This is a genomic window from Planktothrix prolifica NIVA-CYA 540 (genome assembly GCF_963864145.1).
GTDB lineage: Bacteria > Cyanobacteriota > Cyanobacteriia > Cyanobacteriales > Microcoleaceae > Planktothrix > Planktothrix agardhii.
In genome coordinates this window covers 1,494,807-1,517,100 of the sequence record NZ_CAWLTW010000001.1, presented here as the reverse complement: position 1 = coordinate 1,517,100, position 22,294 = coordinate 1,494,807, and the positions used below count along the sequence as shown (strand labels likewise).

Genomic DNA, 22,294 nt, shown 5'->3' with positions numbered 1-22,294 from the left:
ATGACAGACGATCTTGATCTCGATTCAGTTTCCTCCGTTAATCCTATCCTAACTTCGGAAACAGTCTTTTCTGATCTGACAATAAATCCATTAGAAAATATTGATCAAATTCGTGCATTCCGAGAGCAGAAAATTAAAGAAATTTACCAAAGTTTACGTCCGGGTCAACAACAAATGGCTGATTGGAATGGGGGGCCCCTAGCCATTTCTGCGGTTCCAGGGGCGGGAAAATCAACAGGAATGGCCTTTGCTGCGGCATTGGCGAGCGCCCGCCATCAACTCCATTCCCAGCATCAATTAGTGATTGTCACCTTCACCCGTTCCGCCGCCGCTAATATTCGTGCAAAAGTGAGTCAAGAACTCAAAGAAATGCGATTACCTTTGGGGGGATTTTTTGTTTATACATTGCATGGTTTAGCCTTAAATATTGCCTTAAAAAATCCCGAATTATCAGGATTAAATTTAGAGAATTTTACCTTGATTTTACCCACTCCTAGTAATCGAATTACCCGCAGTTGTGTAGAACAATGGATTGTGGCAAATCCTCGCCATTATCAACGATTAATTGAGGGAGTTAAATTTGATGGGGAAGAAACAGAAAGATTAAGACGTCAATCGGTTTTAAGAACAGAAGTTTTACCGAACTTAGCTTGGAAAGTGATTCAAGAAGCTAAAAGTTCAGGACTACAACCGCAGGATTTAACCAATATTTCGGAACAAATTCCTGATGATTATGAAACCTTAGAAATAGCCGCCGGATTATATGAAAATTATCAAAATATATTGCGATCACTGAATTTAATTGACTATGATGAGATGATTTTAGCCGCATTGCGAGTTTTAGACAATCCAACGGTTCGTCAAGTTTGGCAAAATCAAGTATTTGCTGTTTTTGAAGATGAAGCTCAAGATTCCACTCCCCTACAAAGTAAACTCTTGAGAATTTTAGCCAGTTCTTCTAAGTCAATTACTGATGATTTAGATACTTTAAATTTAGTTAGAGTCGGCGATCCAAATCAAGCGATTAACTCCACATTTACTACGGCTGATCCTATTTATTTTCGTCGTTTTTGTAATGATTGTGAACAGTTAAAACGATTAGCTACCATGGATCAAGCCGGACGCAGTAGTTGTATTATTATTGACGCAGCTAACTATATGTTATCCTGGGTTAATCGTTCAAAATTAGCTGGGAATGAACAACCTTTTCGAGAGCAAATGATTAAATTAGTGGGATTTAGTGACCATCAATCTAATGCTAATCCCCCGGCTTATGGTCGAGGTTTAGAACTCTGGGAAATGGCGGACATTTATCAGACCGTTGAGTTAATTGTCCAAAAAATTGTGAAAATATTTGAAGATGATCCTCATGGAAAATTTGCGATTTTACTAAGAGAAAATAAACAGGGAGAATTTATTTCTAATGTTTTTAATCATCCCCAATTATATAATATTAAAATTCCCGAAGATTTTAAAAGCAAAATTCGGGTTTATGATGCCTCTCAGCAGGCTAGAAATTCTCAAATTCCAGCAGAAATTTTATCTTTATTTCAATTTTTGGATCGTCCCCATTCACCAGATTATTTAAAATTAGCATTAAAAGTATTAGGCGATCGCAATTTAATTCCGAATTTAGATTATAATAAAATTGCAATTCATCCCGAAGAATTTTTGTATCCCGGCCCCCTTGACCCCCCACAATCGGAAGAAATTCGCCAATGTCGTTATTTTTGTTGTCAATTATTGCAAGCGCGTTTAGAACTTCCTCCCTATCAATTAATCTCCTTTTTAGCCCTATCATTGCAATATGAAAAAACGGAGTTAGCCACGGCGGATAAATTATCAGAACGCATCGGTCAAAAAACCTTTGGTAACCATTCCATGGGAACAATTTTAGATGTTTTAAATGATATTGTCAGTTCAGAAAAGTTTGAACCCGTGGATATTGATGAGGAAGCAACCTCTAAAGATAGTCCCTATACCCGGGAAGGTCAATTAACATTAATTACCATGCACAAAGCCAAAGGATTAGATTGGGATTATGTGTTTATTCCCTTCTTACAAGAGTCTACAATTCCGGGGAGTTTAAGAGTTTTACCCCAAGCCAAATTTCTAGGAGAATTTACCCTTTCGGAAGTCGCCCGCGCCCAAATTCGAGCCGCTGCTCACGGAGAAGAATTAATTCCTGATATCGCCACTGCTTGGGAGCAAGCTAAGGATTTAAAAACCGCAGAAGAATACCGATTACTCTATGTCGCTATGACCAGAGCTAAACGTTTTTTATGGATGTCTGTGTCTCGTTTTTCTCCCTACAGTTGGCATAAACCTGAAAATCAGCAAGAACAAAAAGCCTGTCCGGTTTTTATTGCGTTAAAACAACAATTTCCTCAACATTTTTTCGAGAAATTTTAGTTGTTGGGCTTTAGCCCTCTATATTGTTGGGCTTTAGCCCAACAACTAATTTTTTTATGACATTAATATCTCTAATTTAGGTTGAATTTCAGCATCAAATCCAGCGTTTTTTAAGGAATCAATTGTTGCTTCGGCGTTCTGTATCCAGAAATCACGACCTAAACAAATCCCTTTATTACTAGGTTTAAATTCTCCTTTAACCGTAGCAACAATTGGAATATTAGCCTGTTGTTGATTACCCGAAGATTGTTCTTTTAGTAGTGCATGAAGTTTTTGGAGTCGGGATAAATCATAAATTTCCTCAAGTTTTAGGTGTAAAAGTACCATTGAATTTGATTCCTCTATTTCCAAATCTTCCAATAAAAGATCAGGAATTTTATCAATCTGAGGGAGAGTATCCGCCGATTGTAAATCATCAATAACAAGCTGAATTTTATCTTCCTTTTTTTCAATTTTACCCGTAATTAAAACTATATCATTTTCATTTGGAAAATCCTTAATTTTTTGATGGGTTGTTGGGAAAATAATCGCTTCCATTTGTCCGGTTAAATCTTCGATTTGTAAAAACGCCATCCGATCACCTTTTTTGGTGGTATGTAGTTTAATAGCAGTGATTACAACAACTACTTTAACCTTAGATTTTTTATCAGTTGATTCTGCTAAAGTCACTCTTTCATCTACAGAAATCGATCTTAAGATGGATTGTAAAGGATGTTCAGAAACATAAAATCCTAATAATTCTTTTTCAAATTGAAGTTTTTCCTGAACTTTGAAATCCTCAAGTTTTGCGGGTTTTGGTGCATCTTCATGGGTATCTTTTGTATTAGTTCCACCCCCTAAAATATCGAATATACTTTGTTGACCCACGGCTCGATCTTTGGCTTTACTTTGCGCCCAAGAAATTAATTTATCTAAATGATCAATAGCTTGGCGACGGTTGGGGTTAAGTTTATCTAAGGCTCCACATTTAATTAATGCTTCTAAGGCGCGACTATTCACCATTTGTAAATTAATGCGATCGCATAAATCAGGAAAACTCTTAAATTCTCCCCCTTCTTGACGAATTTCTAATAAATGTTCGATCGCACCTTCCCCGACATTTTTAATCGCAGAAAGTCCGAAAATAATACTCTTATCCGAGGGGGTAAAATCCATCCCCGAAAGGTTTATATCGGGCGGAATCACCTTAATTCCCAGGGACTTTTGACAAGATTCAATATATTTTTGAATTTTATCCGTATCTCCACTATTAGCACTTAATAAAGCCGCCATATATTCAACGGGATAATTAGCTTTTAAATAAGCAGTTTCATAGGTAACATAAGCATAGGCCATGGAATGGGATTTATTAAAGCAATTAGAAGCCACTAAACCGTTGTTGAGAAGAAAGTTATGATCTTCTTGTACGCCAATATCATAAACGGGTTGAGTTCCTAAAGATTTTCGACTAATAATTTTAACCATTTTTATAACTCCCTAAAATTTGCTCAATTTTTAACTTCTTATGTTGCAATCCTAAATTTGGATATTGATCAATTAAATTATATAGCAATCCTATTTGAGTTGTAAGTAGTTACACAAAATAAATTACCTAGTTGACGGAACAGCCCCCCCAAACCCCCCGTGCACGGGGGGCTAGGGGGGGAGGGAACAGGGTGGAGGATGTGTAATTAATTTTGTTTAGGTACTTATCTAAAATTTAGACTTAAAAGGGAACACCGGATAATGACCTCTTGCAAAAAAAATCTATGCTATAATAACAAATTTTCACTTTCAGACTAAGAGTGTCAACTCATAATTATAAATGGCCGACAACAAATTACAACGAAGACCATAACGGCGACGACGATTTCGATAACGACTCGATAAGATCCTGAAAATTTTGAGGCTCCGATTAACGTGTTCAATCACAATTCGTTGATGAGCCAAAGCTTGATTATAGTCTTTTTCTAAGACCGAAAGATTGCCATTTTTGGGTTTCTTTTTGGGTACATAGCTATTCAAGTGATAATCCTTAATCCCTTGATAGCCACTATCTTGTAAACTATCAGTTTGGGGGTGAAAATGAATTTTGCTTTTTTTGAATAAGCTAAAATCGTGGCAATGTCCTTCTCCAAAATCTGTACAAATAATCTGTTTAGTTTCTTGATTAATTACTAACTGAATTTTGAGTGTGTGATGTTTTTTCTTTCCTGAGTAATATTTTTTCTGTTTTTTTTTCGGTCTTTCAATAGCCGTTTCTGTGACATCCATCACTACGATTTCGGGGTAGCCAGAATCTTGAATTAATGCTTTTTTTCCCGGAATACGAAACTTTTCTGTTTTGATTAAAGTTGATTCAATATTAGCAACAATTCGGCAAATAGTTGATTCTGATACTCCCCAATTTGTCCCAATATGAAAATATGTTCTGTATTCTCGCCAATACTCCAAGGCTACTAAAACTTGCTCTTGGAGAGTCAGGTGGGTGTGACGTCCTCTCCTATCTTTAGGATGTTCTAACCTGAACTGCTCTATGGCATTAACCATTTCTTGAAAGGTTTGAATCTTGACACCAAATCTCCGTTTAAATTCATGAGGTTTCAAATTTAGATAAAATTGAGTGTTCATCGCAGAGTTATTGTCTAAATTCACTTTCAATTTTTACCATTTTATGGAGTTTTTAGCAAAAATTTGTGAAGAATGGTTAGTCTCTAGGATTTTATGAAATTGAGCAAAACTTACCATAATACCATAAAATTATTTTGCAAGAGTTCTTAATACTTCTATAGTAGGGGTAATTCATGAATTACCCCTACATACCCCACCACGGTTCCGGTGTTCCCTGCTATATCTGTCAATTCACAGCCAGTTGTGAAACTGGTCTAGGGATAATATGAACAACTCTGGGTAAAACTTGCTGTGATCAATGGAAATAAAATAGGGTTGTAATGCTGATTACATAAGATTTTCAGGGTGATGCACAAGGGCCGAATGTAGAGGATAAACCCACCGCATCTAATTAGTTACATCAGAGAGTGGAACATTGATGTCACTACTCCAAAGGGGCTGCTTCTACTATTCAAAGTGTAGAGAGTTGAATCACCGAAACAACAAACCGCCTTTAACTCTCGCCTTCTGTACACAGTGCTTTACCCAAGGAAACCCATCATGTTTGCACAAGATATTTCGATTCAAGATTCTGAAGTTACTCTTAATTCTCTTAATTCTATTGATCCCCAAGCCTTAGCTCAACTCTTATTACAAGAATTGCAAACAGCCGTCAAAACCCTCCCCGCCAGTGGTCGGACAGTGACGCTACGGATGGCCCTAGAAGTAGAACGCATTTGTGAAAAAAGCAACCGGATTCAAACCTCTGGCGATGTGGAAACCTGGCAGTTAAGTTTGGCCCGTCATCGCTTACAAAAGTGCTTAGAATATTACAAACTTGGCTCTCGTCAAGGTAGGGTAGAACTCCACTCCCACTTAGCCGCGATGGTCTACCGTCACGTTGCTTCCTTTGAGTCTCAGTTGAGTTTCCAAGCTCGTTACAACTTAATTGAAGACTTTTTACAAGGATTTTATGTTGAGTCTCTGCGGGCCTTTCGTCGGGAACACAGCCTGGAAGCTAACTATACTCCCCATACCCGGTTAGAATTAGCGGAATATATGGCCTTTACCGAACAGTATGCTAAACGTCAGATTGGTTTACCCGGTCGTAACCGTCAACGGTTAATTGTCTTACGCGCCCAAGGGTTTGCTAAAGGTCAACCCCCTGAAACCTCTATGGATATTGAATTAGCCGTTGAAGGTGGCAAAACCGAAGAAGCTGAAGCTCAAAGTCGGACATCCGCGATGCAGCAAATTCGGGAAAAAATGGTATCTGAAACCGTTGACCCCGCAGAAAGTGTTTTACGAGATCGGGTGATTAATGAACTAATTCAATATTTAGAATCCCAAGGACAAACCGATTGTGTTAAATATTTAAAGCTGAAAATGCAAGATCTCCAAGCCTGCGATATTGATAAAGCCCTGGGGTTAACCACCCGGGAACGGGACTATCTGCAACAACGGTTTAAATACCACGTCGAAAAATTTGCCCGGTCTAACAACTGGAAACTCGTCCATGAATGGTTAGGGGCTGATATTAACCAAAAATTGGGGATGAATAGCGAACAATGGCAAGCTTTCCAAGCCCAATTATCCGTCGATCAGCAACAGTTATTACAACTCAAAGACCAAGAAGAAAGCGATAAAGCGATCGCCTCTATCCTCAAATGCACCCCCAAACAAGTCCAAAAACGTTGGGCTAAAATCCTCGACCTGGCTTTCAACTACCGTAACAACGAGGCCTCAGCCCAAATTTCCCCCGACAAAATGTAATATATTGTGAGTTAAGGGTATTCACAAGAGAGAAATTTTTGAATAATAATTTATTACATTTTATCGTGCGGAATATGGGTTTTATATATCTGAATCTCCAAACAATAAGGGCGAGTTTTCCTCTCCCGAACAGAGAGACTTTCTCGCCCCCATCTTTATGTAGTTTCGCACAGTCCAATCGTTTATTCTTCGTCGCCTGCTTCTGCGTCGTCAGTGGGATAGTAAAATCCTGTTGAACGACCTGTGAGAACTGACTTACCGAGGGATAAAGCTTTTTCAGCTTTTAGTCTTGCTTTCCGTTTCCAAGTCGCCTTCCGCATATCGCGTCTCGACCTGGACATTTTCTTCTTGGGTACAGCCATGAGCCTAGATTAATGAAGATTTTGCACAAACTATTATAGTACCCTATTTGTACCCTTTGCTAAATATTTTTTTCCCGAAAGTTGAGAAAGGGGACTAGAGAGTTATAATAACGGGGGTGTGGTCGCTGGGTTGTTCCCAGGTTCTAGGAGTTTTATCAATGATAGAACTACTGGCGACTTCGTACAGGGGTAAGGTCAAATAATGGGTATCAATGCGCCATCCAGTATTCCGTCGGAAGGAGCCTTGGCGATAGTCCCACCAACTAAAATGTCCCCCTTCAGTGGTGAACTTGCGAAAGGCGTCTTTAAAGCCTAATTCTAATATTGATTCTAAGGCTTGACGTTCAGCATCACTCGCCATAATATGATTTTCTCGACCTTTGGGATTATGAATATCAATATCTTCTAAAGCAATATTAAAGTCACCGCAAATACAAATCTTTTCAGTTTGAGTGAATAGCAGTTTTAAATAGTCTTTGAGATGGTTTAACCAGTTTAATTTATAGTGATATTTGTCACTATCAATACTGGAACCATTGGGAACGTATAAATTAACTATAGCAACTCCATCAATAATTCCGGTTAAAACTCGTTTTTGTTCATCAAATGTTTGAGAGGGTTCTGTATTTAAAATATCAGAGAATCCAAAATGAACCGCTTCTAAGGGAGTTTTACTAAAAATTGCCACCCCATTATAGGATTTTTGACCATAAATATAAAGATTATAACCCAATTCTTCAAAACCAGAACGAGGAAAATCTTTATCAATTACTTTAGTTTCTTGTAAACATAGAATATCAATTTCATTGGTTTGTAACCATTGCCATACCTGATCTTTTCTAGTTCTAATTGAATTAACATTCCAAGTTGCAATTTTCATTCTAAACTCCTAATTAAATTTGTTGTTATATAATATTATTTCTTAGTTGTTTCAAAATTCTTAGTACATCATAAAGCTCATTCTGTAAAGGTAAATGGGAAAAAATACGAGAAATATCATATTGGGGTGTCCCTTGACAATTTAGCTTAATAAAAAAGAACTCTCCCCCATTAGTTACCATACCAAATACAGGTTTTTTAACATCATAATTAGCCATCATATAAGCTAAAGTTTGAGGAATTGCCATATCGAGATTAATTTCAGTTCCCTTAGATTCTAATACCACTATCCAAAATTCTCTTGATACCACTAAAAAATCAATTCTTCCTCGCAAAATTTCCTCTGATACTTCATTCGTAGCTACCGATGTATTAACTTCAACAGCAACTTCTCCTTGCATCTGAAATGGAGGATCATAAAAACCAGCTAATTCCAGCAATGGCGATAAAACTACGAGATTAACTAACCCTTCAGCTAGATGTCTATTGGCTCGATGATAGCGATATCGGGCTTTAATTCTATCTAATACTGCTTTCTCAGAGTCAGTTAAATTAATTGAATCTTCCGTCCATTCTAGGAAAAAATTAACATCCGCAGTACGAACTAAATTAAATTGCTTTTCTGCTTCGCTAATGGTAGTAATTCTTTTAGTAATGGCTGTTGGAGACATCTTAATCACTAGAAAAATAAAATTACAAATGACAAACTAAACAGGGTAATTCATAATCTTCTTGAGACAAAATTGCTTCTAATGCTTCATCCAAAGTACGATTAGGGCTGCATTAGTTACATTATACCACAATAGATTTATAAAAATAGCTTTGCACATATCTTGGTGAAGCATCGCACAAAGCTATTTTTATCGTCTTTGAGTTAGAAATGATAGTGCTGAAGCACAACAACTATTGGGTGCTGAAGCACAACAACTATTGGGTGCTGAAGCACAACAACGGTAAAACAACTGGGGTTAGATAGGACAACATAAACCGCCCGCCCGTTGACTAAAGAGAGCATTTTCTCGATAGTCTACGGGACAATCAATCACAACTGGAACATCTTGATTTAGGGCTTCTTTGAGAATCGGAATTAAATCGGTTGTGGCTTCCACCCGATATCCTTTTAACCCCATACTTTCGGCAAATTTAACAAAATCAGGATTGCCAAATTTAATAAACGAAGATGACCCAAATTGGTCGTTTTGTTTCCATTCAATTAATCCATAACCGCCATCATTAAAGATTAAGGTAACAAAGGGAGTTCCTACCCGTAAAGCGGTTTCAAGTTCCTGATTATTCATCATAAATCCGCCATCTCCTGTGACCGCCACCACCTTCCGATTAGGATAAACTAATTTAGCGGCAACTGCACCCGGAATCGCAATTCCCATGGCTGCAAATCCATTAGAAATTAAACAGGTATTTGGCGTTTCACAATGATAATGTCTCGCCATCCACATTTTATGAGCGCCAACATCTGAAATCACAATATCTTCTGGGCCCATAACTTGACGCAAATCATAAATAATTTTTTGCGGTTTAATCGGGAAAGCATCGTCCTTGGCATAAAATTCGTAATTATTACGAATATCTGTTTTTAATTTTAAAGCATAGGGTTCGGGTTTTCCGGTACGGTCTGAACGTCTTAAAATCTCTTGGAGAGAGTCAGAAATATCCCCAATAATTTCAGCAATCGGAATATAACTGCTATCGACTTCGGCGGAAGCTTCACCAATATGAACAATCGGAATTTTGCCTTGGGGATTCCATTTTTTCGGGGAATATTCAATTAAATCATAGCCAATGGCGATGATTAAATCCGCCTTATCAAAACCACAACTGATATAATCCCGCAGTTGTAATCCGGTTGTCCATAACGCCAAAGGATGGGTATAAGGAATCATTCCTTTGCCCATAAACGTATTTACAACAGGGATATTCAGTTGGGTAGCAAATTCTGTTAAAGCGGCACTGGCATTCCCCCGAATTGCTCCATTTCCTACTAATATTAAGGGATTATTGGCTTTAGAAATTGCGATCGCTGCTTCATTCATACTTTGATAAGCAGAATAAACTTTTTCTCGCTTGTCTTGTTTGAGAGGATAGCCTTCGACCTCCATACTAGCAATATTTTCGGGGAGATCAATATGCACTGCCCCAGGTTTTTCAGATTGAGCTATTTTAAACGCTTTTCTGACAATTTCTGGCGTAATACTAGGGCGAACAATTTGGGCATTCCATTTAGTAACTGGGGCAAACATTGCCACTAAATCCAAATATTGATGGGATTCAATGTGCATTCGATCAGTTCCCACTTGACCTGTAATTGCAACTAACGGTGCTCCATCTAAATTCGCATCAGCAACCCCGGTCATTAAATTCGTTGCTCCAGGGCCTAATGTTGATAAACAAACTCCCGCCCTTCCGGTTAAGCGACCATAAACATCGGCCATAAATGCAGCCCCTTGTTCATGACGAGTTGTAATAAATTTGATCGAGGAGGTTTTTAAGCATTCGAGGATTTGCATATTTTCTTCACCTGGAACACCAAAAATATACTCGACTCCTTCATTTTCCAAACATTTAACTAACAGTTGTGCTGTGTTCATAATTTTTAATAAGAATGGTTTTTTTTACCCTATTTAATCCAAACGGTTTTAATATTCACAAATTCGTGAATCCCTTGGCTACTCAATTCCCGTCCGTAACCGGAACGTTTGATCCCTCCAAAGGGTAAGCGAGGATCGGATTTAACTAAACCGTTAATAAAGACAGCACCCGCTTCTAATTCTCGAATTAAACGCTCTTGTTCGGCTTGATTTGTTGTCCACCCACTGGAACCCAAACCAAAGATGGTACTATTAGCAAGGGTAATGGCTTCATCTAAAGAATTAACCCGGAAGATTAACGCCACCGGCCCAAAGAATTCTTCACTGTAAGCAGGGGTTCCTTCAGGAATTTGAGTCAAAATTGTTGGCGGATAAAAATTACCCGGTTGTTCCAAAAGTTGACCTCCGGTTAATACTTTGGCTCCAGCTTCAACACAGATTTGAACTTGTTGGTGTAATTCCGTTAAAATATCGGGGGTTGCTAAGGGCCCCACTTCGGTATCGGGTAACATTGGATCACCGATTTTTAAAGCCGCAAATTTTTCCGCCATACGACTTTCAAATTCATCGGCAATACTAGATATCAAAATAAACCGTTTTGCTGCAATACAGGACTGTCCATTATTTAACATTCGTGCTGTAACGGCGGCTTCTACTGCTGCATTTATATCCGCCGTTTCTAACACAATAAACGGATCACTTCCACCTAATTCTAGGACGGTTTTTTTAATATTTTGACCAGCTAAAGAGGCTAAACTAGCGCCTGCGGGTTCACTTCCGGTTAAAGTTCCAGCTTTAACCCGATCATCGGTAATAATTTGAGCGACTTTATTAGAACCTACTAATAAAGTTTGAAACACCCCTTCAGGAAATCCAGCTTTTTGAAAAATTTCCCCAATGGCTAAGGCGCATTGAGGTACGTTGGAAGCGTGTTTGAGTAAACCAACATTTCCGGCCATTAATGCGGGTGCAGCAAAGCGGAAGACTTGCCAGAAGGGAAAATTCCAAGGCATGACCGCTAAAATTGCCCCCAGAGGTTCGTAAGCAATAAAGCTATTACTGGCGTCGCTTTCTGCGGGAACATCGGCAAGAAATTGAGCCGCATTTTCCGCATAAAAGCGACAAACGGAGGCACTTTTTTTGACTTCTGCGATCGCTGAGGTAATGGGTTTTCCCATTTCCAATGTCATGATTTTGGCGTAGGTTTCGGCATTTTCTTCTAATAGATTAGCCGCGTTTTGCATCCATTGTGAACGAGTATCAAAGGAGACTCGCCGATAGTCTCGAAAGGCCCGATCTGCGAGTGCTAAAGCGTTCTCAATTTCGGCATCGGTCAAAGCGGTAAAGGTTTTCACCGTTTCCCCAGTGGCCGGGTTAATTGTAGCAATGCCCATAATTGATTTTTTAGTTTTAAGTTAAAATTAAGGATTTACTTTTTTATCGTAACGCTTAAAAACTCTCTATTCTCACTGAAGGGATCACTGATTGATTACTTGATACAAATCTGTACAATAGTACAACTAAATTTAAAATACTTAACAAAGGGAATAAAAAGTTAATAGAGAAAATAAAAATGGACATAAAATAATCAAGCAAACCGTCTAACCCATCATTAATCCTCAACAAAAAAATATATGAAGCATTTTCGCCTATCATCCCCGCTTGCCCGATTTTTCCCAATCTTGACCTGGTTACCCAATTATCAACGGGATTGGTTACGGGCGGATCTGATTGCTGGGTTAACGGTTTGGGCGGTCATGATCCCACAAGCAATGGCCTATGCCGGGATTGCCGGAGTATCCCCTTTAATCGGGCTTTACACCGTACCCTTTCCTCTATTCTTGTACGCATTCTTGGGAACTTCTCGGTTAATGGTTGTAGGGCCAGACTCAGCGACAGCTTTAATTTCTGGTGTGACGGTATCGGCTTTAGCTGCGTCGGGCTCTCAAGATTATTTGGTGTTGACTTCGGCGATGGCTGTCATAGTGGGCTTCTGTTTTCTGCTCTTTGGCAGTTTAAAAATGGGCTGGGTCGCAGACTTTATCCCAACACCTGTAATGAAGGCATTTGTCCAAGGCTTAGTTTGGGTAACTATTGTGGGGCAAATTCCTAAACTTCTCGGTCTGCACCCGATCTCAGGCGGTTTTTTACAAAAGTTAATTCAGATTCTGGAACAATTACCCGACCTTCATCCCCTAACTGCGTTGATCGGTGTCTTGAGTTTGGTGCTGCTCTTTGTTCTCAAAACCTTTGTCCCCCAAATTCCCTCGGCTTTAACAACGGTTATCCTTTCCAGCCTGGGAGTGACAATCTTCCATTTAGGGGAAAAGGGTTTGGATCTGATTGGTGCAGTTGAGACAGGTCTTCCCCATTTCACCCTGCCTTTAGTTTCCCTAACTCAACTGAACGCGCTACTGCCGGGTGCTTTAGCGATCGTTCTTTTGGGCTATGCCGAATCCCTCGGTGCAGCTAAGACCGCAGCAGAAAAAACGGGCGAAGAAATTGATCCCAATCAGGAATTAATCAGTCTAGGGCCAGCTAATATCGCGGCGGGGCTGAGTTCTGGCTTTCTAGTGGTGGGCAGCCTCTCGAAAACTTCTGTTGCTGTTAGGGCGGGGGGAAAAACTCAGTTATCCTCTTTGGTGCTTGGGGTTTTGGTGTTATTAACCCTGTTATTTTTGTTGCCTTTGTTTCAAAATCTCTCCGATGCTACTCTAGCTGCAATTGTGATTGAGGCGATGCTCGGTCTGGTGAATTTAAGCTACTTTAAACAGTTAAGTTACATTAATAAAAACGAATTTGCGATCGCTCTATTGGCTTTTACTGGAGTCTTAGTCTTCGGGGTACTGCAAGGTATTAGTTTAGGGGTGATTACATCAATTGTTTTTCTGATCTATCGGGCCAGCCATCCCCACACCGACGTTTTAGGCTGTATCCCCCAAACGGAGATGTATCGGGATATTAACCTTCACCCCGAAGCGATTACAACTCCTGGGTTATTAATTTTCCGCTTTAGTAACAACCTAATTTTTGCGAACAGTAGCTATTTTCGCACGGAACTTAAGAAGAAGATTCGGGAAGCTTCGACACCCACTCAAATGGTGCTGATCGATGCGGAAACCATTAATTTAATTGATAGCACGGCCTTGGAAATGTTGCATAAATTACGTCTGGAACTCATGAAGAATAATATTGTTTTAGCTTGGGCGAGGTTGCGTGATCCCCTGTATCAGAGGATGTATCGGGCGGGATTAACGAAGGAAATCGGTGAACACAATTTTTATGAACGGATTACTGATGGTGTGTCGGAATTTATGCGCCCATCTTCATAAGAAAAGGATGGGAGTATGGAAACTCAGTTTTCTTAATCCAGAAAGATTGCCCACAATTTTCTTCGGTTTACCAGTTACAGAAGATGGATAGGTTGTCCCCCCTGTTTTAAAGATTCACTCAACCCGCACAAAATATTAACTAATTCTGCACCCACCCAACCGGATGAAATTGGGGAAGGTTGATGATTTTGAATAGAATTCAGAAAATGATCACAAACTTGAGCTAGGGGTTCTCTGGGTTCAATCTCAATCACTTCTCGATTGATTCCGGCGGCTTTCCAACTGTTATCAATAACATCAAAATAACCCTGTTGAATTATCAGAGGAGATTCCGATTGTAGTTCATCAAAAATTAAAGTTCCCTGACTTCCAACCACGGCTAAACGTCGTTGTTTGTCTGGGTTTAACCAACACAAATGTAGAAAGGCTTCAAACCCACTGGGATAGGTTAAATTAGCAATCACTAAATCCGATAATCCCGATGCAGGCTGTAACCAAACCGTTCCCGTTGCTTTCACTTGAATCGGTTTTTCCCCTAACCAACTATTAAGAATCACAATATCATGAATCGCTAAATCCCATAACGCATCCACATCTTGTCGCACTGGTTCTAAATGGGTTCGGGTGGCGTAACCATATCTTAATTCCCCTAATTTCCCCGATTCAATTACGGTTTTCCCCCGTTCTACCGCCGGATGAAATAAATAAGTATGATCAACAAAAAGTTGTAGCTGTTTTTGTTGCGCGAGTTCGCATAATTCTAATGATTCAGTCACACTCAGGGTTAAGGGTTTTTCGGTAAAAACATGATAACCCTGTTTTAAGGCGGCAGAAATTAAAGCAAAATGTGTAGCCGCAGGAGTGGCGATCACAACTGCATCTATATTAGGTAAATTCCAAATGGTTGAACCATCGGTCGTTAAAATAATATCATCGGGAAGTTGAAACCGTTCTTTTGCTGTTTGTAAACGATCGGGATTAGGATCGGCGATCGCCACAACTTTAGAATTAGGGTGTTGATCGAAATTACGAATTAAATGAACTCCCCAACGACCCGCACCAAAAATAGCAATATTAATCATAAGAAATTAAAAGATGGGCAATAGGGAATAGGGAATGGGCAATAGGGAATAGTAATTTATTTTTTGATTTTGATCATAGGAGCAATAATCATTTAATCCCGGCAGTTTTTTGAGTTTCTACCACAGAAAGAAAAGCCACTTCCGCCGCCGCCTGTTCCGCCGCTTTAATTGAACGTCCGGTTCCCTCCCCCAGTTGACGACCTTGTAACCAAACCACCGCTGTAAAACGCCCCTCATCGTTATGAATTTGGCGATTTTGCTGGACTTTATATTCAGGTAAAACTTTATAATGGCTTTGTGTCCATTCCTGTAGAGCCGCCTTATAATTATTTCGGGCTGGATCACGAATAATTTTGGCAGCGCGATCGCAAAAATGGGAATCTAACCAGGGACGAATTAAGGTTAAATTTTGACTACTCAGATATAAACTGGCCAAGACCGCTTCAAAACAGTCCGCCAGACGGGATTCTTCCCCCGCTTTGTCCCGGATCGCGCTCCCGGCTGCGAGTAAAAATGTACCAAATCCATACTGATCAGCAATTTCAGCCAAAGTGCGATCGCTCACTAAAATCGAACGAATCGCGGCAAATTCTCCCACCGGACAGTCAGGATAAACTTCGTAGAGTAACTCAGATGCTGCTAATCTCACCACGGAATCCCCGACAAACTCTAATTGTTCATAATTAGCCTCGGCTGAGAGTGTCGGGTGAGTTAAGGCTAAATCTAACAAATCCCATCGAATCTGGACATGATCCGAGAGTCCCAAACGTTGAATCAGCTTTTGTAACTGGCGTTTTCGATTTGGATAGCCAATAGTCATAGATTTTGGGTCAATAGAAAATGGGACTCACTGTAGGGGCATCAAATCAAGGGGAGTTCAGAGTCAGACATAAGCCGGGTTCTGTTATCGGTGGCTAAAATTAGCACACCAACGGCGATTATCTATCTGGGATGTCTGTTACCAAACACCTCTAGCGGTACCACTATTCACGGAACGGGAAAAAGACCAACCCTAGTTCCTCCGACCTTGCTCCCAACCGGGGTTTACCGAGCCAACGCCTCACGACGTTGCTGGTGCGCTCTTACCGCACCTTTGCACCCTTACCCGAAGGCGGTATTTTTCTGTGGCACTATCCTCACGATCGCTCGCACTGGGCGTTACCCAGCAAGTTTGGTCTTTCGGGAGCCCGGACTTTCCTCAGACTCTATCGAGTCCGTAATCACCTACGCTCACTATGAACCCCCCTCTCCCATACTACTGCAAAATCAGTGATCAGTTATCAGTCATCAGTTATCAGTGTCAAGACGTGCGTGCCGTAGGCTATTGGCGCGTCTCTACTCAGTTGGGAGGCAATCTAAAGTTATAATTAATTAATTAGTAAAGTCCTGATTTTATTTATTTCACTGATGACTGATAACTGTTTACTGATAACTGATTATTGTGAGTATTTTAAGAATTAATAAATTGAGTAATAAATGGCTTGATCTATCGGAGATTTCTGCCGTAATTATCGCCACAATTCTTGTGTTATCTATACTCTTGGGAATTTATTATTTAGGTTGGTTACAACCCTTAGAATTAGTCGCTTATGATCAAATGGTCAGATTACGTCCGGCTTTAGCCGCTGATCCTCGATTAGTAGTAATCGGAATTACCGAAGAAGATATTCAAAAACTTGAGCGTTGGCCCCTGTCCGATGAAGTGATTGCACGATTATTAGAAAGACTATCCAAATATCAACCTAAAGTCATTGGTTTAGATATTTATCGTGACATTAGATATGAACCAGGATATGATAAATTTCAGAAACAACTTCAAATTTCCGATAATGTGATTGTGATTAGTAATTTAGGATATAGTGAAATTAAAAGAATCCCGGCACCGCCTAATATTTCTGATGAACGAGTCGGTTTTAATGATTTATTGCTTGACCCCGATAATGTTGTTCGTCGAAATTTGATGTTTGCTAGTACCCCAGATGGGACTTTTTATTCATTCTCTTTAAGAATGGCATTACATTATTTATTTAATCAAGGAATTACACCAAATAATAGTGAGATAGATCCTAATTTTATTACCTGGGGAAAGGCTGAATTTGTGCCGTTATCTCGAGATTCTGGTGGTTATCAAACCATTGATGATCGAGGTTATCAAATTTTATTAAATTATCGCGCCCCCAATAATATTGCCAGGATGATTAGTTTAACACAATTCTTAGATCAAACCATTCCCGAAAGTTGGATTAAAGATAAAATTGTTTTAATTGGTACATTAGCTCCTAGTGGCAAAGATGTATTTCTAACTCCCTATAGTCCGGCCGAAAAAAATGCCTTTAAAATGCCAGGAGTTTTAGTTCATGCCCAAATGGTGAGTCAAATTTTAGATGCGGTTTTAGGTCAGCGCGATTTATTTATTTTTTGGGAACAATGGGGAGAATTTTTATGGATTTGTAGTTGGGGTTTAATCGGAGCAACCTTAGCTTGGTCAAGTCGAAATCCTTTAATTATTACCCTAGGAAATCCATTTTTAGTTGGTGTTTTATTTGGATTAAGCTTTTTCCTATTTTTACATAACCGTTGGGTTCCCACCACAACTCCTGGTTTAGCCCTTCTATTTGCCAGTGGCACTGTGACAGGTTATCGTGCCTTTCAAGCCCAACGTCAGCAACAAATTGTGATGCGATTATTAGGACAAAATACCTCACCGGAAATTGCCAATGCTTTATGGAATAGTCGCGATCGTTTATTAGAAGATGGAAAGTTACCCGGTCAAAAATTAATTGCTACTATTCTATTTAGTGATATTAGAAATTTTAGTACCGTTTCTGAAGAAATGCCTCCAGAAATCTTGATGGAATGGTTAAATGAATATTTATCTGTTTTAACCCAATGTGTTCAAACCCATCATGGTATTATTAATAAGTTTACTGGGGACGGAATTATGGCAGCTTTTGGAGTACCTCTAGCTCGTAAAACCCAAGAATCCATTGCTAGAGATGCTTATAATGCCGTCGCCTGTGCTTTAGCCATTGAAGACCATTTAAAACGGTTAAATCAAGATTGGAAAAACCGCAACTTTCCTGAAATTGCCATGCGAGTTGGCATTTTTACAGGCCCGATTGTCGCCGGAAGTTTGGGGGGAAAAGAACGGTTAGAATATGGGTTATTAGGAGATAGTGTTAATATTGCTTCTCGTTTAGAAAGCTGCGAAAAAGATCGACAATCGGGCATTTGTCGAATTTTAATTGCTGCTCAAACTTTAGAATATATTGCGGATAGTTTTGAGGTGGAATCTTGGGGACTAATTCCACTAAAAGGAAAACATCAAATGGTTGACATTTATCTAGTTATTGGCTGGAAAAAATAGCAAATCTAAATTAATTTATATAAATAAAAAATCAGAGGATAAAAAAATGATCGAACAGGAAAAATTAACCCCCCAATTAACTGCCGATGGCTCCTTTACCTTTTTTTCCTCGGAATTTGGAGAATTATTTCATAGTCATTTTGGCGCAAAACAGGAAGCAGAATGCAAGTTTGTAGAACCCTTACAGTTAAGAAAAAAAGCCGCAACATCTTCCCTATATTTACTTGATATTTGTTATGGTTTAGGTTATAATACAGCAGCAGCATTAACCGCAATTTGGGAAGTCAATCCTAACTGTAAAATTGAATGGATTGGCTTAGAATTTGATCAACGGATTCCCCAATCAGCCTTAGAATATAATTTACTCAATGCCTATCCTAATTACATTCAAGATATATTAAAAGAAATTGCCCAAAATCAGCATCTAAAAACAGAATTATTTAACGCTAATTTAATAATTGGCGATGCTAGAAATACTATTTCAACCGTTTACAATTCCGGGTTTAAAGCCGATGCAATTTTCCTTGACCCCTTTTCTCCCGCCCATTGTCCCCAACTGTGGACAGTAGAATTTTTAACCATAGTCGCCCAATGTCTCAAACCCCAGGGACATTTGGCCACTTATTCCTGTTCGGCGACGGCTAGAAGTGCCTTAATCCAAGCGGGACTACAGATTGGTTCCACCCCTCCGGTGGGGCGACGCACACCCGGGACAATGGCCAGTTTCGACCCTAGGGATTTACCCCCCCTGTCTCCCAAAGAACTAGAACACCTCAAAACGCGCGCCGCCGTCCCCTATCGAGATCCCAGTTTATCCGATATTGCAGAAGTGATTATCCTGCGACGTCAAGCTGAACAAGACACCTGTACCCTGGAACCCACCTCCCATTGGAAGAAACGATGGCGCATTGATACTCCCCAGGGCTGAAGCCACGGGGATTCTTGAATGAATCCGAAAACTCTCAAAGGCGCTATCAAATCACCTCTACACGCTCAAAACAACTACCCTTATAAAAGATATTGCAATTGCGCTTACTTTTAAATTGTGTTTGTTTTCATAGACCATCACAACGCCAGATAGGTACGCTTCACACTCTGCCATTACTTGTCAGTTATACAGGCTTACTACTCCTCAAGGAGTGTGGTGGCTCACTGTGCCGGGATTTCTCCGATACTAGAGTGTTTCAACACGCAGATGGTTGTTTTACTTACGATCTATTCTAACTCAACTTTTCAATCAGTTAGATCAGGAAATATTGAAGGCGGTTGAAACCGCAGCCACTTTCCTCCCCATGTCTAAAGCCAGGGGCTTCTCGCTCGTTTTTTGGTGAAAAGATACTTGAGGATGCGATGATTGTGTCTGTTACTTACAATTGACACCCAAACAGTAAATGGTAGCGGTAGCAATTTTAGCGGCGGGACGCGGAACTCGCATGAAATCTGATCTTCCCAAGGTTCTGCATCAGTTGGGAGGACGCACTTTAGTTCAACGGGTTTTAGAGAGTTGTGTCCAGTTGCAACCCTCCCGTAGATTAATAATTGTAGGCTATGGGGCCGATTTAGTTCGTGATAGTCTGCAAAAAACGGATACGCAACCTGGTTTAGAATTTGTTGAACAAACCGAACAATTAGGGACAGGTCATGCAATTCAACAATTACTGCCCTATTTAAAAGACTTTACCGAAGATTTACTGGTTTTAAATGGGGATGTTCCCTTATTACGTCCTGACACTTTAGAACAGTTAATTAAAATCCACAAAGAAAATGGAAACGGGGCGACATTATTAGCTGCCCATTTTCCTAATCCTACCGGATATGGTCGGGTATTTTGTGATAGTCAAAATTTAGTTAATCAAATTGTTGAAGAACGGGATTGTACCGATGCTCAACGGCAAAATCATCGGATTAATGCCGGGGTTTATTGTTTTAATTGGCCGCAGTTAGCCAAAATTTTACCCGACCTGAAAGCCGATAATGATCAACAGGAATATTATCTCACCGATACGGTGCATCATTTAGATAAAGTGATGGCGGTGGATGTCGCAGATTATCGAGAAATTTTAGGGGTTAATAGTCGCAAACATCTGGCTAATTCCTATAGGGTTTTGCAAGATTGGGTGAAAACCGATTGGATGGCGGCGGGGGTAACAATTATTGACCCCGATAGTGTCACCATTGATGATACGGTCAAGTTAGAAACCGATGTGATTATTGAACCCCAAACTCACCTACGGGGAAACACAATTATTCAAACTGGAAGTCGAATTGGCCCAGGAAGTTTAATTGAAAATAGTCAGATTGGAAAAAATGTTACGGTGCAGTTTTCCGTCGTTTCTGATAGTGTTGTTGCTGATAGAACCCGCATTGGCCCCTATGCCCATTTAAGAGGTCATGCAAAAGTTGGTGAACAATGTCGGGTTGGGAATTTTGTAGAATTAAAAAATACCGAAGTAGGAAATCGGACTAATATTTCCCATTTATCTTATATAGGAGATGCCACATTAGGAGATAAGGTTAATATTGGGGCGGGAACAATTACCGCTAATTATGATGGGGTGAAAAAGCATCGAACAACAATCGGAGACCGGACAAAAACCGGAGCAAATAGTGTTTTAGTTGCCCCTCTAACCTTGGGAAATGATGTTACTGTGGCAGCAGGTTCTACTATTACGGATGATATCCCTGATGATAGTTTAGCCATTGCCCGGGAACGTCAAATAATTAAACCCGGTTGGCGCTTAGAATCACCGGAATAATATTAATTGAATTAGGGAGGAGAAATTACCAAAGAATAGGATAGCATTAGATATCCTATTCTTTGTTCCCTCCCCCCCCAAACCCCCCGTGCACGAGGGGTTTGAGAGCGCCTATTCCCTGTTCCCTGCTTTAATATGACTAAAACTTCTTCTCCCTCTGTGATGATTTCTTCCCCTAATTTGATACAACAAAATTTTCCAGGGTTATACTCTTTTTGGAAATTTTCCCGTCCCCATACCATTATTGGCACAACTTTAAGTGTGTTGGGGATGTATTTAATTGCTATTAGTGAGTTTAGACAATTTCCTGGTTTTAATTTCAGTTTACTAGCTTTATTTTGGAGTTGGTTAGCTTGTATTTTTGGTAATATTTATATTGTTGGATTAAATCAACTTGAAGATATTGAAATTGATCAGATTAATAAACCCAATTTACCCTTAGCATCGGGGGAATATTCCAAGTTTCAAGCTCAAATGATTGTCGGAATAACCGGAATTTTAGCTTTAACTATTGCAGCGTTTCAAGGCTATTATTTATTGGGAATGGTGACAATTAGTTTGCTATTGGGGACAGCTTACTCCTTACCTCCAATTCGTTTAAAACGGTTTCCATTTTGGGCGGCATTTTGTATTTTTACCGTTAGAGGAATTATCGTTAATTTAGGGTTATATTTACACCTGAGTTGGATTTTATCAGCAAAATCAATATCATCAATTCCGATAATTCCCCCTTCAGTTTGGGCGTTAACCTTATTTGTTTTAGTATTTACCGTTGCGATCGCAATTTTCAAAGATATTCCTGATTTAGAAGGCGATCGCCAATTCCAGATTAACACATTAACCATAAAATTAGGAACAGTAACAGTATTTAATTTATCTCTATGGATAATCACTGTTTGTTATTTAGGAATGATTCTAGGGAGTTTTCTATTACAATCTTCCTTAAATCCCATATTTTTAGGATTAAGTCATTTAGTCTTATTAATAGTATTATGGTGGCGCAGTCAAACAATTGATTTAAGCGATAAACAATCAATTAGCCAATTTTATCAATTTATTTGGAAACTGTTTTTCCTAGAATATTTAATCTTTCCCCTTTCGGTGCTTATTAACTTAACCCAACCCTAGCAATCCCA

At 39.5% G+C, this 22,294-nt stretch carries 16 protein-coding genes and 1 other RNA gene; 7 read left to right on the top strand and 10 right to left on the bottom strand.

Going from position 1 to position 22,294, the window contains the following annotated elements; genetic code table 11:
- On the top strand, positions 1-2,412 hold the full coding sequence (locus tag AC559H_RS06975) for an ATP-dependent helicase (RefSeq protein ID WP_026794123.1): 2,412 nt from the start codon (positions 1-3) through the stop codon (positions 2,410-2,412).
- A gap of 54 nt (positions 2,413-2,466) precedes the next feature.
- Here the strand turns inward: AC559H_RS06975 and AC559H_RS06970 are convergent, their stop codons facing one another.
- On the bottom strand, positions 2,467-3,876 hold the full coding sequence (locus AC559H_RS06970) for a helix-hairpin-helix domain-containing protein (RefSeq protein ID WP_026794122.1): 1,410 nt from the start codon (positions 3,874-3,876) through the stop codon (positions 2,467-2,469).
- A 309-nt stretch (positions 3,877-4,185) separates the two neighbouring features.
- Positions 4,186-5,022 carry an IS5 family transposase gene (locus AC559H_RS06965; RefSeq protein ID WP_036834550.1) on the bottom strand — a complete coding sequence of 279 codons (837 nt, stop codon included), beginning with the start codon at positions 5,020-5,022 and terminating at the stop codon, positions 4,186-4,188.
- Positions 5,023-5,562: 540 nt separating this feature from the next.
- Here AC559H_RS06965 and AC559H_RS06960 point away from each other — a divergent pair.
- Positions 5,563-6,774 (top strand): HetZ-related protein, encoded by a 1,212-nt coding sequence (locus AC559H_RS06960; RefSeq protein ID WP_026794120.1) that lies wholly within the window; start codon positions 5,563-5,565, stop codon positions 6,772-6,774.
- 182 nt (positions 6,775-6,956) lie between these two features.
- Here AC559H_RS06960 and rpmF read toward each other — a convergent pair whose 3' ends face one another.
- From rpmF to AC559H_RS06935, 5 genes are all read right to left on the bottom strand, one after another.
- Positions 6,957-7,136, bottom strand: a complete 180-nt coding sequence (rpmF, locus tag AC559H_RS06955) for a 50S ribosomal protein L32 (RefSeq protein WP_026794119.1) — start codon at positions 7,134-7,136, stop codon at positions 6,957-6,959.
- Positions 7,137-7,230: 94 nt separating this feature from the next.
- Positions 7,231-8,016 (bottom strand): exodeoxyribonuclease III, encoded by a 786-nt coding sequence (xth, locus tag AC559H_RS06950; RefSeq protein WP_026786531.1) that lies wholly within the window; start codon positions 8,014-8,016, stop codon positions 7,231-7,233.
- Between the two features lie 25 nt (positions 8,017-8,041).
- A complete protein-coding gene (locus AC559H_RS06945; RefSeq protein WP_026794118.1) occupies positions 8,042-8,686 on the bottom strand; it encodes a hypothetical protein in 645 nt (214 codons plus the stop codon).
- A 297-nt stretch (positions 8,687-8,983) separates the two neighbouring features.
- Entirely contained in the window at positions 8,984-10,621 is a 1,638-nt protein-coding gene (locus AC559H_RS06940) for an acetolactate synthase large subunit (protein WP_026786533.1), read from the bottom strand.
- A 29-nt stretch (positions 10,622-10,650) separates the two neighbouring features.
- Complete coding sequence (locus tag AC559H_RS06935) at positions 10,651-12,015, bottom strand: NAD-dependent succinate-semialdehyde dehydrogenase (RefSeq protein WP_026794117.1); 1,365 nt, start codon at positions 12,013-12,015, stop codon at positions 10,651-10,653.
- A 240-nt stretch (positions 12,016-12,255) separates the two neighbouring features.
- Between AC559H_RS06935 and AC559H_RS06930 the strand changes: the two genes are divergently transcribed.
- Positions 12,256-13,953, top strand: a complete 1,698-nt coding sequence (locus AC559H_RS06930) for a SulP family inorganic anion transporter (RefSeq protein ID WP_026794116.1) — start codon at positions 12,256-12,258, stop codon at positions 13,951-13,953.
- Positions 13,954-14,027: 74 nt separating this feature from the next.
- Here the strand turns inward: AC559H_RS06930 and AC559H_RS06925 are convergent, their stop codons facing one another.
- The 3 genes from AC559H_RS06925 to rnpB all read right to left on the bottom strand — a co-directional run bounded on the left by AC559H_RS06925 (position 14,028) and on the right by rnpB (position 16,273).
- The gene (locus tag AC559H_RS06925) at positions 14,028-15,035 is read right to left on the bottom strand and encodes a Gfo/Idh/MocA family protein (RefSeq protein WP_026794115.1); all 1,008 of its coding nucleotides are present in this window, start codon (positions 15,033-15,035) and stop codon (positions 14,028-14,030) included.
- Positions 15,036-15,123: 88 nt separating this feature from the next.
- The gene (rnc, locus tag AC559H_RS06920; protein WP_026786536.1) at positions 15,124-15,855 is read right to left on the bottom strand and encodes a ribonuclease III; all 732 of its coding nucleotides are present in this window, start codon (positions 15,853-15,855) and stop codon (positions 15,124-15,126) included.
- A gap of 54 nt (positions 15,856-15,909) precedes the next feature.
- Positions 15,910-16,273: RNase P RNA component class A (gene rnpB, locus AC559H_RS06915), an RNA gene on the bottom strand.
- A gap of 227 nt (positions 16,274-16,500) precedes the next feature.
- On the opposite strand from rnpB, the gene AC559H_RS06910 reads away from it, so the two are divergent.
- From AC559H_RS06910 to AC559H_RS06895, 4 genes are all read left to right on the top strand, one after another.
- Positions 16,501-18,402 carry a CHASE2 domain-containing protein gene (locus AC559H_RS06910; RefSeq protein ID WP_237746351.1) on the top strand — a complete coding sequence of 634 codons (1,902 nt, stop codon included), beginning with the start codon at positions 16,501-16,503 and terminating at the stop codon, positions 18,400-18,402.
- Positions 18,403-18,448: 46 nt separating this feature from the next.
- Positions 18,449-19,330: a tRNA (5-methylaminomethyl-2-thiouridine)(34)-methyltransferase MnmD gene (locus tag AC559H_RS06905; protein ID WP_026798470.1), complete on the top strand. Its 882-nt coding sequence runs from the start codon at positions 18,449-18,451 to the stop codon at positions 19,328-19,330.
- A 463-nt stretch (positions 19,331-19,793) separates the two neighbouring features.
- Positions 19,794-21,158, top strand: coding sequence for a bifunctional UDP-N-acetylglucosamine diphosphorylase/glucosamine-1-phosphate N-acetyltransferase GlmU (gene glmU / locus AC559H_RS06900; RefSeq protein ID WP_026794113.1), 1,365 nt, complete (start codon positions 19,794-19,796; stop codon positions 21,156-21,158).
- Positions 21,159-21,293: 135 nt separating this feature from the next.
- Positions 21,294-22,286, top strand: coding sequence for a homogentisate phytyltransferase (locus tag AC559H_RS06895; RefSeq protein ID WP_026794112.1), 993 nt, complete (start codon positions 21,294-21,296; stop codon positions 22,284-22,286).
- Positions 22,287-22,294 lie beyond the last annotated feature (8 nt).